The organism is Paenibacillus sp. D9, assembly GCF_001188365.1.
Classification (GTDB): Bacteria; Bacillota; Bacilli; order Paenibacillales; family Paenibacillaceae; genus Paenibacillus_O; species Paenibacillus_O humicus.
Genome location: NZ_JZEJ01000001.1, coordinates 4,825,424 through 4,838,673, shown reverse-complemented (window position 1 = coordinate 4,838,673; position 13,250 = coordinate 4,825,424). Strand labels below are relative to the sequence as shown.

Here is a 13,250-nt window from a genome sequence, read left to right as displayed (position 1 = left end):
GCACCCCCCTAAATAGAAAACGTTCAAGCCGGGTTTACCCCAGCAGGTTGCGGCGGCTGAGCCGCCTGGCCATCGGCCCGATGATACCCGCGAAAAACACCGCTGCTGCTGCAAGCATGATTGCTGCCAAGGTCCAGTCGCCCGCCTGCACAGCCTTCAGCTGATGGATAACCAGCGCATATCGGTTGAAAGCCAGGAAAATCGCGACGCCTAGTATCAGAAACATGATGATGATGCAGGACCAGAAGTAGGCTTTCCCTGTAAACCCGAGCTCCAGAAAAGCATAATAGCAGCCGATCGCGATGCCGTAGCCTAACCATTGCAGGCTGAAGTTCAAAAATTGCAGCGGAGTCAGGAAATCGTGATAAACAAGGACATATTGCGTTCCGAAATAAATCAGCAGCGAAGGTGCGAGGATGGTAACCATCGTCAGGATGCGTCCGACGGCGATCTGGCGGTAGCTGATCGGCAGCAGTCTGAATCGGGCCAATTTGCGTGCGACCTTGGCTTGCTTCCAGTTGCCGATGGTCGTCATGTTCATGAAAAATCCCAGGACCGGTATGATGGCCAGCATGATGAAGTCGATCGCCCATGAGCTCGAATCGACAAGCTCGAGATCACGGAGCTGCGTGATCAATGGCGTTGTCGTCACGATGAAGTAGAACAGCATCGCGATGTTGAACAACCACCCGTACCCGATCGACATCCAATCGTATTTGACTAGCAGCTTGGCGCCTTGCCAGGTGCTCAAGAGCGTTCCTCCCCCCACACAGTGTATATACTGTGTATATCTTTATATACACTATACACACCGATTCCAATTTTAGTCAATACCTAATTTTGGAACAGGTCTCATTTCCCCGACTCGTTCCAAAATTGGTCCCATTTCGCTTTGCTGTCGTCCAGCCACATACAAAACCATCAGGATGACAAACTAACCTTTATCTAAACCTATAGGGAGGAATAGGATTTGAATCAGCCAACATTAGGGGCGTTCCTGTTCAGCTGCCTGAGCCGAGCCGGGATATCCAACGTATTCGGGGTTCCAGGCGATTATAATTTCAGCATTCTGGACGAGCTTGGCCGCCATCCCGAGCTGAGCTTCATCGGCTGCAGGAACGAGCTGAACGCCGGTTATGCCGCCGATGCTTTCGCCCGCTTGAAGGGCATATCCGCCCTGCTCACCACCTTCGGGGTCGGCGAGCTCAGCGCCTGCAACGCCATCGCCGGCTCGAACAGCGAATCCGTTCCGGTGGTGCACATCGTCGGCGCTCCGCCTTCTATGGACCAGTCCGCTCATAAACTCATGCATCATTCCCTGATGGATGGGAATTTCGATACGTTCCGGAAGGTCTATGAATCCTTGACCGCCTATGCTGCGGCTATTACCCTTGAAAACGCCTCTTATGAAATTCCTAAAGCACTGCACATGGCCCAGACTCAAAAAAAGCCCGTTTATTTGACCCTTCCAAACGACCTGATAACCAAGCCGATTCATGCGCATGCAGAATCTTGGCCCGCACCGGCAACAACGGCTTCCTCCCTCGCAGAGGCGGCGGCCCATGCGGGCCGGCTGCTGAAGGGGAGCAGCCGTACGGTGCTGCTGACCGATGTGAAGGTGCTGCGATACGGCTTGGAGAATGCCGTCCGGCTTCTGGCGGAAAAGCTTCATCTTCCCGCAGCATCGATGGTGTACGGCAAAGGCTCGTTCGACGAGACCCATCCCAATTATATCGGCATGTACTCCGCGGGTTGCGGCGAGGAATCCGTCCGCCGTGCCGTAGAGAATGCGGATTGCGTCATTGCTGTCGGTCTCGTCTGGGCCGACACCAACACGGCCAGCTTCACGGCCAAGCTGGACTTTGCGAAGACGATTCAAATCAACCCGGACAACGTCCGGATCGGAGAGGCCATGTATGCCGGCATCCAAGCCCCGGATATGATGGATGCTCTCATGCAGCTCCAGATCGTACAGGCCGCTCCCGTTCCCGCTGCGGCCTTTCCCTATGATCTTCCGCAGGGACAGCCGGATGATGACCTGGCGGCAGCCAACTACTATCCGCTGTTCCAGCAATTCATCCAGGACGGAGATGTCGTCGTCGTGGAGACCGGCACCTTGTTCGACGGGATGTCCCAGTTGAAGCTGCCCCGAAACGTCACCTACGTGGCCCAGGGGGGATGGCAAGCCATCGGCTATGCCACTCCGGCCGCCTTCGGAGCCTGCATCGCCGCGCCGGACCGGAGGGTGCTGCTGTTCACGGGCGATGGCTCCATCCATCTGACGGCGCAGGAGATAAGCTCCATGCTGGAGCATCAGTGCAAGCCGATCCTGTTCATTCTGAACAACGGCCTGTATGTTGTGGAGAATTATTTGAATGTCGATGCGGTCAATCCCGGCTATAATGTCATTCCCAAATGGGACTTCTCCAAGCTGCCGGAAGCATTCGGCGGAGACGCCTTCACCGCGACCGCCAGAACCGTCGCCGAGCTCCGAGATGCCATGCGGCAGGCAGCAGCGGAATGCCGTTCCAGGCTGTGCATGATCGAGCTCATACCCGGCAATCCCATGGATGCTCCGCCTTTCCTTGTGAAATCCAGGGCCATTCTCGAAGCGCAAAAAAAGAACCGTTGATCAAGAAAAAAAACCAGATCGTCCGGAAAGCTCCGGACAGTCTGGTTTTTTTGCAGGCATGAAAGCGGGATCGTTGCCCGCCGCCTCGATTTATTCGGCTGCAGGCCTCTTCTTGGCTGACGGCGATGCCTTGCGGCAACCTTCATTTCGCGGCAAGCAGGTCGTTGACCTCTGCGGCCGTCGGCAGCGCGGCGATCGCGCCAGGACGCGTCGTCGTAATCGCTGCGGCTGCATTGGCGAACGCGAGCAGCTCTCTCGCCGTCTGCGCCTCGATGCCGCCGAGAAAGTCCGGTTGGCGCTGAACGCCGTACAGCAGCGAGCCGATGAAGGCATCGCCTGCGCCTGTCGTGTCGATGACGCTTACGGCATGGCCCGGAACCCCGACGCGGAAGTCCTTGGACAGCCACGTCGCTCCCGCCGCGCCGCGGGTATAGATGACATGCCTGACATCGCCGGCGAACAGAGACTCCAGCGCCTCTTCCTCTTCGGAGATGCCGGTAATGAACGTCAGCTCCTCGTCCGAAATCTTCACGAGATGGGCCATCGGGAGGAACTCCAGAATGGCCTGGCGGCATTGTTCCGGGCTTTTCCACAGCGGCAGCCTTACATTGGGATCGAAGCTGACGATTCCCCCGGCTTCGCGGCATCTGGAAATCGCTTCCCTGTGCGCGTATTTGACCGGCGCCTCGATAAGGTCTACCGAGCAGAAATGCAGGAGATCTCCCGGCTCGAACCAATCTCCGATCTCGTCTTTCTCCAGCAGCATGTCCGCGCTCGGATTGCGGTAAAAGCTGAAATCGCGGTTGCCGTCCGCCTTCAGGCTGACAAAAGCCATCGCCGTATTCGCTTCCCTCGTCCTGAGCACCCTGGTGACGTCCACGCCGGCTTCCGCAAGCGTCTCGACCAGGAAGTCGCCGAAGGCATCCTCGCCAAGCTTGCCGATGAATGCGCTGCTGCCGCCTAGCCGCGACACCGCGCTGGCGACATTGGCGGGTGCCCCTCCCGCCGCTCGGCTGAATCCGCCGACTGCCTTCAGCTCCACGCCTCTCTGCTCCGGAATCCAGTCAATAAGGGCTTCCCCGATCGTAAATACCGTCGACATCCGTATCCTCCTCGATTCTGTGGCTTACCAGCCGAAAATAACGTGAAATACCGGCTTCGTGTGCCCGCCCGGATACATAAGGTACAGCAGGATGTATACGGCGGTTCCCGTAATGGCCGTAATGAACCAGATGACCGATGTGAAGCGCCCGATCCGCCGATGGCGCGCGAACTTCTGCTTGTAGCCGAGCACGATCGTCGTAATGCCGAAGACGGCTGCCACGGTGGCAAGCACGATATGGAACAGCAGGAACACGAGATAGTACGGCTTGAGGCTGTCCGGACCGCCCCAGTCGGTGTTGCCGATGACAAGCGTTCTGGACGTATAGATGATGAAGAAGATCAGGGCGGCGACCGCCCCGGCAAGCATCATTTTTTTGTGCGATTCCAGGCGGCGCTTGATGGCCAGATTCCAGCCGATTGCGACCAGAATCGCGCTCAGTACGATGAAAAAGGTGCTGATGGTCGGAAAAATCGTGTACTTGTCCAAGCTGATCCCCACTCCAATCCGAAAATAACCGCGAAGCAATCGCGAGGTTTAAACCGTTCCCGCCGGTCCCGTTCCGCGCAGGTCGCCATCCGACTCCGCATTTTCCTGACGGTACCATTGCGAGAAAATGTAAGCCAGAATGCAGCCGTACATGATTTCCTGAACCAGCTTCATCAGGATGCCGCCCAGCTGCTGATCCTCTGCAGGAGCCATCAAATTGAAGAAGGCTGGCCCCTGGAACTGGCTGAGCAGCTGCTGGGTGTTGCCGGCGACGCAGTAATTCATCGCCTTCGCCCATACGTTCGGATCGTTGTAGACGGCATACATCGGCTCGCCTGCGAAAATAATGAGCGCGCAGGCCGGAGTCAGCAGCACGCCGCTGGCGAATACGTACGCCATCTTCCGCAAGCCGTTGAGCCGGCTCCATTCCGGCACCGGGCAGGTGATCTGCCACCACATCATCATCGCTGTGACGAGCAGCACGAAATAGTAGAACTCATGCAGCAGATAGTTGGTCATGATGTAATCATGCGCTGCAGGGATGTGATAGAAGGAGAACAGCACATTGAACAGCACCAGCGTGAAGATCGGGTTCATGGACTTGCTGAACCGCTTCCAGAAAGGCTTGCCGAATGTGAATCTCCATACATAAGCCGGAATGCCCAAAATGATGAGCGGCGGAGCGATCAAATAGGAAATGGACATATTGGCCATATGAAAAGTGAACATGAGATGGCCCAGCAGATTCATCGGTCCGCCCTGGGCTATGTACAGCAGCACGATTCCCGAGACGGCCATGAGCTGCTGCCATGGCGTTGCCCGCCGTTCATTCGGGAAATGCTTCAGCCTCCAAGGGCCGATGAGATAGAAATATCCGATCAGCAAAGCGATCGTCAGAAACAGCAGCCAGGGACTCCAGAGAGCGCGGAAGCTGAAATATTCAAGTCCGAGCATGAAGCGGTCTCCTTTCTTTCGGCCGCGTTGCGGCCCGCTGCATCCGGCCATGAGCAGCATGGCAGCGGACACGGATAAGCTAAGCTTACTTGATTGGGGACGTCAAAGCAAAAGGCAATATTGAGAACTTCTTCCTCGTCGGGCGCCGGACGGCAGGACCGTCCAAACACATGGAAAACAACAAAAGAGGAGGTCGGTTAAGACTCTCCCCTTTCGTTCTGGTATAGATGAACCGGATTACCACCAGGTCCAGAATTCCGCCATGATGACGATCGTGAACACAACGAACACGCCGGTAAGGATGCCTACGATCGGGAACAGATGTCCCCGGTCCTTCATATGCATCCAGAAGCCCATCTGGATGATGACCTGCATGATCGCCATGATGATGAGCAGGATGTAGATGAAGGAGGTGTTGATTTCGCCGCCGATGACGGTAGCGAAAGCAACGAGCGTAAGCAGCATCGAGAAGACATAAGCAATGATATGCTTCTTGGGACCTTCATGCTTGTGGCGCTTGGCCGGCTCTTCGGAATGGGTCGTATGGTTGGACATTCGTTACCCCACCTTTCCCATCAAATAAACGACGGTGAAGATGAATACCCAGACGACGTCGATAAAGTGCCAGTACATGCCGGCGACATATACCTTCGGCGCGGTGACGACGGTCAGGCCCTTGCGGTAAACCTGGCCGATCAGCAGCGAGATCCACACGACGCCGAGCGCGACGTGGGCTCCGTGGAAGCCGACCAGCGTATAGAAGGAGGAACTGAAGGCGCTGGTGCTGAACTGATGGCCTTCATGCGTGTACTCGATGAACTCGTAAACCTCGAGGCCGAGGAAGGCAAGGCCGAGCACGACGGTTACGATGAGCCAGTTCTGCATCGCCTTCACTTGGCCGCGGTGCATCGCCTGGATGGCGAATACGCTCGTCAAGCTGGATGTCAGCAGGATGACGGTAGCAATCGCCACCGTGGCCAGCTTGAACAGCTCTTGAGAAGTCGGGTTGCCGTCGCCGACCTGATCGCGAAGCGCCAGGAAGGCGGAGAAGAGAGTGCCGAACAGTACCGTCTCTCCTCCAAGGAACAGCCAGAATCCGAGAACCTTGTTGCGTCCTTCGAGGGTCGCGCGTTCCGGTTCATGAGGCAGCTTGCCGTCTAGATGCGAATGTGCGCTCATGCCTTAACCCCCTTGCCCGTAATTTCTTCCGGCTCGATGTGGAAGCCGTGATCGTCCTTGAGCGAGCGGACGACCATGCATCCCAGCGTAATCGCGAGGCCTAGGCCAGCCACGATATGGTTGCCGAAGATGTTGGAGACAAATGCATTGTTCCAGTCGTTCTTCGCGTACAGGAACCCGAAGCCGGCGATGAACAGGCCGACGGACATCAGGAACGGAAGGATCGATGGGCTCGGCATGTGGATCGGGCCGATCGGCTCCGCAGGCGACATGCCTTCGTTGCCGTCCATCTTCTCTTTCCATAGAGCGTCGTACCCGCGGACGAGCGGAGTCTGGGCGAAGTTGTATTCAGGAGCCGGGGACGGGATCGACCATTCCAGCGTGCGGCCGTCCTCCCACGGATCGTTGCCTGCGTTTTTCGGCTTGGCAGCCGTAACGATGATGTTGATGATGAAGAAGATCGTGCCGAGGCCCATCAGGAAGGCGCCGATCGTACTGATCAGGTTCATCGTGTTGAAGCCCAGTCCGTCCAGGTACGTCCAGATCCGGCGCGGCATGCCCATGAGGCCGAGGAAATGCTGCACGAAGAACGTCAGATGGAAGCCGATGAAGAACGTCCAGAACGTCAGCTTGCCGATGAACTCGTTCAGCGCGCGGCCGAACATCTTCGGCCACCAGTAGTGCAGGCCGGCGAACAGGCCGAGCACGAGGCCGCCTACGATGACGTAGTGGAAGTGGGCAACGACGAAGTAGCTGTCATGATACTGGAAGTCGGCCGGAGCCGCGGCCAGCATGACGCCGGTCACCCCGCCCATGACGAACGTCGGAACGAAGCCGACGGCGAACAGGTTGGCGGAGGTGAAGCGGATCGAGCCGCCCCACATCGTGAAGATCCAGTTGAAGATCTTGATTCCGGTCGGAACCGCGATCAGCATCGTTGCGATGGAGAACAGCGCGTTCGCTACCGGTCCCAGGCCTACCGTGAACATATGGTGGGCCCATACCATGAAGCCGAGGAAGCCGATCAGGACGGTGGCGAATACCATCGAGCTGTAACCGAACAGCCGCTTGCGCGAGAAGGTGCTGATGACTTCGGAGATGACCCCGAAAGCCGGGAGAATCAGGATGTAAACCTCCGGGTGGCCGAAGATCCAGAAGATATGCTCCCATAGGACGGTGTTGCCGCCGCCCGCCACTTCGAAGAAGTTGGCTTCGAACAGCCGGTCGAACATAAGCGCGACCAGGCCGACGGTAAGGGCCGGGAAAGCGAACAGGATCAGGGCTGAGGTGATGAATGCCGTCCAGGTGAACATCGGCATTCTCATGAAGCTCATGCCCGGAGCGCGCATGTTGATGATCGTGACCAGGAAGTTGATGCCGCCGATCAGGGTGCCGATACCGGCGATCTGAAGGCCGAGAACGTAGAAGTCGACGCCTTTGTCTACATTATATGTAGGGCTGGCGAGCGGAACGTAGGATGTCCAGCCCGCATCCGGAACGGTGCCGGCCAGCCAGCTGATGTTGAGCAGCAGGCCGCCGAAGAAGAACGTCCAGAAGCCGAGGGAGTTGACGAACGGGAAGGCGACGTCGCGCGCGCCGATCTGCAGCGGCACGATCGCGTTCATGAGCGCGAAGATGACAGGCATCGCCGCGAGGAAGATCATCGTCGTGCCGTGCATCGTCAGCAGCTCGTTGTACGTGTCCGCGCCGACGAAGTTGTTGAGCGGCTTCCAGAGCTGAACCCGGATCAGCAGCGCCTCGAGGCCGCCGATCAGGAAGAAGAATCCGCCGGCAATCAAATACAGAATGCCGATTTTTTTGTGGTCGACAGTCGTCAGCCAGTCCATGAGACCGGTATGGCGCTTGACCGGATGTGCGTGAGCCAAGGCTGGTACCCCCTTCAATACCGATAGGTGAATGCTACTTCTGCTTGTATTCGGACAGATACTTGGCGATGCCGTCGATCTGTTCCTTAGTCAGGTCAACCTTCGGCATGGAGTTGCCCGGCTTAACCGCTTGCGGATCGGAGATCCACCGTTTCAGGTTGTCGTAAGTCGAGCCTTCGTTTTTATACTTCGGATCGTCCGTGTTGACCAGGATGCCGCCGATCGTTTCACGGTCGCCGATGTTGGTCAGGTTCGGATACAGCTGCAGGCCTTTGTCGCCTACCGCATGGCAGGTGAGGCATTGCTTCTGGAACACGTCGCTGATGGCCGCATCGGCCGGCAGCTGTCCAGGCTCCTTCATTCCCGCTACCCAGCGGTCGAAGGAATCGCTGCTGACGGACTTCACCTTGAAGTCCATGAGAGCATGGGAAGGTCCGCACAGCTCGGCGCATTTGCCGAGGTAGACTCCGTCATGCTTGGAGCTGAAGTACATTTTATTGACGTTGCTTCCCGGGTTCGTATCGATCTTGCCGGCAAGCGATGGAATCCAGAACGAGTGGATGACGTCCGCGGATTTGGCGGAGATGGAGATCGTCTTGCCTGTCGGAATCATCAGTTCCTGAGCGGTCTTGATTCCGTACTGAGGATATTCGAACTCCCACCAGTATTGATGGCCGGTCACGATGACCTGTACGGCGTTGTCGTCCTTGGAATAATCCTTGGCCAGGCCGAATACCGACTGGACCGTAGGAACGCCAAGAATCAGAAGGAGAACGATCGGAATGACGGTCCAGATGATCTCGAGCTTGTGGTTGCCTTCCACTTGTACCGGAACCTTGTTGTCTCCGGGACGACGGCGGAATTTGACGATTACATAAAAGGATAGTGCGAAAACAACCACGATAACGAGCACCATGATCGTGATGGTGAGCTTCATCAGATTGAATTGTTCGAGCGCCACCGGACCCTGCGGCCTCAGCGTGGACAAGTCGGCCCGTCCGCATGCCGATAGGAACAGAGCCATTCCTGCGAGCAACGGCAGGAGACGTCGTGCAAGATGCCACCGTTTCATCATTCATCAACCCCACTTTTGACGTTTTCGGCATTTGCCCAAGCAAAAACGGAGAACCGCCGGAAGGCAGTCATCCGTTTACGGAACGATTGTAGGAGTTGGAAAACCACCCGGATTCAACCGGTGAAACGCTTTCTCTTCCTTATGTACGTCTTGAGGCAAATGCTTCATGCACAGCTGTAAAAATGGCAACTCCTGCATGTCAATTACTTTATTAAATATAAAGTTGAAGCCCCTAATTGTCAATGTTCCACAGAGAGTTCACAAATTGTTCTCAAAGCTGTCAAAAAGAGCTTCGGACACCGAAAAAGGCTTCCAATTCATGGTTTGAACGCCTGTCCTCCTTATCATTGTTCACCAAACCCATGGTCAATTATGTATAGGTCCGGGACCGCATATTTACTCCTCCGGGGCGAATCCTATAGGCACTCGCCACAAACGAAAGGGGAGGCCCACTTCATGAGACAGCCATCACGGGTACTTGCTTCCGCCCTGATCTTATCCTTGCTGCTCGGAGGCTGCAGCTACAAGCAGCATGTCCAGAACAGCGACCAGAATTACGGCACCCGCCAGAAGAACGATCCCAAAATGCAAGGAAGCCGGATGTACGGAACGCTCGGCACCGATTCCACCCAGCACCATAACCGCTTCTTCGAATACAGCTCTCAGCTCTCCCGCGACGTCACCCGCCTCAACGGGATCGGACAAGCCATCGTCATGCTGACCGACAAGAACGCCTATGTCGGGATCGTGCTCGACGGCACAGCCACCCATGCGGTCCGCAGCGGCAGCAAGGTCATCCGCGAGCAGAACAACGGCGGCTGGATGGAGGGCGTTTACAACCATCAGACCGGCAGCGACAAGTGGGACAACCGCCAGCTTGTCACACCCTACAATTCGTATTTCTCGGTCAACGACCACAACGAGCTCTCGAGCAAGCTGAAGCAGACGATCGCCGTGCGCGTCCGCAAGCTCGCTCCTGCGGTTCAGGAGGTTCACATTACGGCCAATCGCGATCTGGTGAACCAATTCGTCGAGTACTCCCGCGAATCCTGGGCCGGCAGCGATCTGAGCCCTTATGTGGAGCCGTTCAACATTTTGGTGCAGAAGCATTTTGCCGGCGGCAACGAAATGCCCGTTCCTCTGCAGATCATCAAGCAAAAGGCCGATAAAAACGGCGGCAAGGCAATCATCGGCAAATACAGCGGCTCCGATCCGGAGACCGGAAGCTTCGGCAATCCCGGCGACGCCGGCGGCGCCAGCCAGAATCGCTGACAAGCTTCTATATAATATAGAAACAACACGGGGAGCGTCACTTCAGCTCCGGCTGCGCGAGGCGGATGACTTGATCCAGCTGGCGCGATCCGGACAGAAGGGCCTCCCTTTCTTCGTCGGTGCGGGCGAAGTGGCCGAACTGATCCAGATCCGCCTTGGCCTGCTGCAGCGTTGCGAGCAGCTGCTGTCTGGGCGTCAGGCTATTCGGTTCGAGCGAGCCGTCCAGTGAACCCGTTTGTACCGTCAGCTGCTTCTTGGCGTCGACCTGCGCCAGAAACACGTTTTCCGGCTTCACCTTGAGCTTGGCCAGCTCATGGCGCAGCCAATCCTCGTCCAGCCCCGTCTCCTTGAGCGGCTCCTGCAGCACTTGACCGTCCATCATGACGGTTTGCGTCTCCTGCTCCCTCGACATTTTCCAGCCTAGCATGGAAGGCGTCAGCGGCTGGTTTTCCTTTTTGAGCAGCAAGTTGATCTCCCCGCTTTTTTCCATCACGGCAAATTCGATTTCAGAAACCTTGAACACGCTCTTTTTTCGCAGCTGTTCGAGAAGCTCGTCGAGCGTCAGCTTTTCCTTGAATAGGTTCTTCTCGAGAATGGAGCCGTTCTTGATGAGCACGGTTCCTTTTCCGTCGACAAAACCGCCGACAGCCCGGCTTTTCATCGTGGCATATTCCATGCCGATCGACATAAGCGACCAAGTGCCGATCGCGACAAACCCCAGATACCATTGCGTATCGGTGTCCATGGAGATATAGCCGGCGATATTGCCGATGGATATGCCCGTTATGTACTCAAACAACGAAAGCTGGGAGATTTGGCGTTTGCCGAGCAGCTTCGTTACGATAAACATGACCACCACCGAGCTGAGCGTTCGAAACACGATTTCCAGCCATTGCGGCATTGTTGGACTCCTCCCTTCCGTATCTTTCCTATGTTGTCCAGAGAATACGGAAAAATGCGTCAAAAAGGGATTGCGCCGAAAGCATGTATTGGTATATGATCTTCTTCCGCTCTCTTACGCATTTCACCTAATTTGGAGGATATCCCCTTATCTGAAGAACTGAGGTGACTCATGCTTTTCTATGCGCTGTCTCGCGCCAGCTTCAACCGCAACCTGCAATACCGCGCATCCCATCTGCTTCACAACGTTGCCAGCGCCTTGTTCGGCTTCATCTACCTGTCGATATGGACCGGAATCGGCGAGACCAAGGATCTCGGAATTTACGGGCTTTCCGGTCTTGTGTCCTATGTAGCCCTCAACCAGTGCCTCCTATGGGTGACTTCCTTCACCTCCAACGGCCTCGGAATTCCGCAGCTCGTACGTACCGGAGCGATCGCGACCGAGCTCGCCAGGCCGGTGCATTTGTTCTACCAGCTGATGTGCAGGGAATGGGGACAGATCGCTTACCAGGCAATGTACAAAAGCTTGCCGATCTACATCGTCTACCTGTTCGCCGTTCCGCTGCGGCTCCCTGCCCTGCCTGCCGCCGCTGCCTCGGCGGCTGCCGTAGTCTGCGCCGCCTATCTCTCCATCTGCGTTCACTATCTCATCGGCGCAGCTGCGCTCTGGACGACGGAATCCTCTTGGTTCCAGTGGCTGAACTACGCTTTTTCCACTCTCTTGTCCGGCTTCCTGATCCCGATCGAGTGGCTGCCCGGCTGGCTGGGATGGATCAGCCGCTGGTCTTTCTACCCCAGCCTGAGTTACATACCGAGCCGGATCTACCTTGGCTACGACGGCATCGCCGCCATCTATCCGTCGCTGATCTGGTCCGTCGTGCTCACTTTCGCCTGCCTGGCCGTCACCGGCTTCATGCGGCGCAGGGTGGAGGTGCAAGGCGGATGAACCGAGCCGAATGGAGCCGATTCATGACTATGTACCGCATTCTGATTCGCTCCAGCTTCCGAAGCCGGATGCAGTATACATTCAACTTCTGGGTCGGCACTGCCGCCGCGGCGATGATCAATGCGGTCGAGTTCGCGCTGCTAGCTGTCGTGCTTCACCGGTTCGGCACGATTCAGGGCTGGAGCATCGCAGAATCCGGCTATTTGTATGCCGTAATCACTTTGTCCAAAGCCATGTACCGCAGCTTCGCATCGGATGTCCATCATCTGGAGAAATACCTCGTCAGCGGCGATCTCGACGGACTGCTGCTGCGCCCGGCGCCCGTGCTGCTGATCTTGATGACGCAAAACTTCTCTCCCAGATTCGGCGAGACGCTGCTCGGCGCGTCCATGCTCGCCATCTCTCTCGGAGCGATCTTTGAAGACGATCCCGCCATCTGGACCGCAATCCCGCTGACGGTACTCGCTATCGCATCGGGAGCCGTCCTTATGTTCGGAATTGGACTGCTGACAGCCTCGTCCGGGTTCTGGCTGACCCGGATCGATGCGCTTCAGGTGCTCACCGAAGACGCTGCCCGAACTGCCGCCCAATATCCGCTCACCATTTATCCAGGCTGGCTGCAGGGGCTGCTTACCGGACTTATTCCGGTCGCCTTCATTAATTATATGCCCGCTCTCTATATCATTCGCGGCACCCATGGCGCCTGGACGCTCGGACTCAGCGTCGCCGTATCGGGAGCGATGCTCCTCCTGTCCCTGAAGCTGTGGAAATTCGGCCTGTCGCGCTATCAAAGCACCGGCTCATGAAGAAAAGGA

The 13,250-nt window shown here is 56.7% G+C and carries 13 protein-coding genes; 4 read left to right on the top strand and 9 right to left on the bottom strand.

The window, feature by feature from the left end; genetic code table 11:
• Positions 1–34 precede the first annotated feature (34 nt).
• The gene (locus tag VE23_RS21670) at positions 35–751 is read right to left on the bottom strand and encodes a hypothetical protein (protein ID WP_049869083.1); all 717 of its coding nucleotides are present in this window, start codon (positions 749–751) and stop codon (positions 35–37) included.
• A gap of 219 nt (positions 752–970) precedes the next feature.
• On the opposite strand from VE23_RS21670, the gene VE23_RS21665 reads away from it, so the two are divergent.
• A complete protein-coding gene (locus VE23_RS21665) occupies positions 971–2,632 on the top strand; it encodes an alpha-keto acid decarboxylase family protein (protein ID WP_049869082.1) in 1,662 nt (553 codons plus the stop codon).
• Positions 2,633–2,774: 142 nt separating this feature from the next.
• Here VE23_RS21665 and VE23_RS21660 read toward each other — a convergent pair whose 3' ends face one another.
• From VE23_RS21660 to coxB, 7 genes are all read right to left on the bottom strand, one after another.
• Positions 2,775–3,734 carry a carbohydrate kinase family protein gene (locus tag VE23_RS21660; protein ID WP_049869081.1) on the bottom strand — a complete coding sequence of 320 codons (960 nt, stop codon included), beginning with the start codon at positions 3,732–3,734 and terminating at the stop codon, positions 2,775–2,777.
• 24 nt (positions 3,735–3,758) lie between these two features.
• Positions 3,759–4,223 carry a DUF420 domain-containing protein gene (locus VE23_RS21655; protein WP_048745272.1) on the bottom strand — a complete coding sequence of 155 codons (465 nt, stop codon included), beginning with the start codon at positions 4,221–4,223 and terminating at the stop codon, positions 3,759–3,761.
• A 48-nt stretch (positions 4,224–4,271) separates the two neighbouring features.
• Entirely contained in the window at positions 4,272–5,177 is a 906-nt protein-coding gene (gene ctaG / locus VE23_RS21650) for a cytochrome c oxidase assembly factor CtaG (protein ID WP_049869079.1), read from the bottom strand.
• A 237-nt stretch (positions 5,178–5,414) separates the two neighbouring features.
• The gene (locus VE23_RS21645; RefSeq protein ID WP_021878465.1) at positions 5,415–5,732 is read right to left on the bottom strand and encodes a cytochrome C oxidase subunit IV family protein; all 318 of its coding nucleotides are present in this window, start codon (positions 5,730–5,732) and stop codon (positions 5,415–5,417) included.
• 3 nt (positions 5,733–5,735) lie between these two features.
• Positions 5,736–6,356, bottom strand: coding sequence for a cytochrome (ubi)quinol oxidase subunit III (locus tag VE23_RS21640; protein WP_021878464.1), 621 nt, complete (start codon positions 6,354–6,356; stop codon positions 5,736–5,738).
• Positions 6,353–8,242 (bottom strand): cytochrome c oxidase subunit I, encoded by a 1,890-nt coding sequence (gene ctaD, locus VE23_RS21635; protein ID WP_048745274.1) that lies wholly within the window; start codon positions 8,240–8,242, stop codon positions 6,353–6,355. The genes VE23_RS21640 and ctaD overlap by 4 nt, the downstream gene beginning before the upstream one ends.
• A gap of 34 nt (positions 8,243–8,276) precedes the next feature.
• Positions 8,277–9,317: a cytochrome c oxidase subunit II gene (gene coxB, locus VE23_RS21630; RefSeq protein ID WP_048745275.1), complete on the bottom strand. Its 1,041-nt coding sequence runs from the start codon at positions 9,315–9,317 to the stop codon at positions 8,277–8,279.
• A gap of 456 nt (positions 9,318–9,773) precedes the next feature.
• On the opposite strand from coxB, the gene VE23_RS21625 reads away from it, so the two are divergent.
• Positions 9,774–10,589 carry a YhcN/YlaJ family sporulation lipoprotein gene (locus tag VE23_RS21625; protein ID WP_069202510.1) on the top strand — a complete coding sequence of 272 codons (816 nt, stop codon included), beginning with the start codon at positions 9,774–9,776 and terminating at the stop codon, positions 10,587–10,589.
• A gap of 37 nt (positions 10,590–10,626) precedes the next feature.
• Here VE23_RS21625 and VE23_RS21620 read toward each other — a convergent pair whose 3' ends face one another.
• Positions 10,627–11,490: a DUF421 domain-containing protein gene (locus VE23_RS21620; RefSeq protein WP_048745276.1), complete on the bottom strand. Its 864-nt coding sequence runs from the start codon at positions 11,488–11,490 to the stop codon at positions 10,627–10,629.
• 171 nt (positions 11,491–11,661) lie between these two features.
• On the opposite strand from VE23_RS21620, the gene VE23_RS21615 reads away from it, so the two are divergent.
• Together VE23_RS21615 and VE23_RS21610 are read left to right on the top strand one after the other, a co-directional pair.
• Positions 11,662–12,435 (top strand): ABC transporter permease, encoded by a 774-nt coding sequence (locus VE23_RS21615; protein WP_021878458.1) that lies wholly within the window; start codon positions 11,662–11,664, stop codon positions 12,433–12,435.
• Positions 12,432–13,241, top strand: coding sequence for an ABC transporter permease (locus VE23_RS21610; RefSeq protein ID WP_048745277.1), 810 nt, complete (start codon positions 12,432–12,434; stop codon positions 13,239–13,241). The genes VE23_RS21615 and VE23_RS21610 overlap by 4 nt, the downstream gene beginning before the upstream one ends.
• The last annotated feature ends 9 nt before the right edge of the window (positions 13,242–13,250 follow it).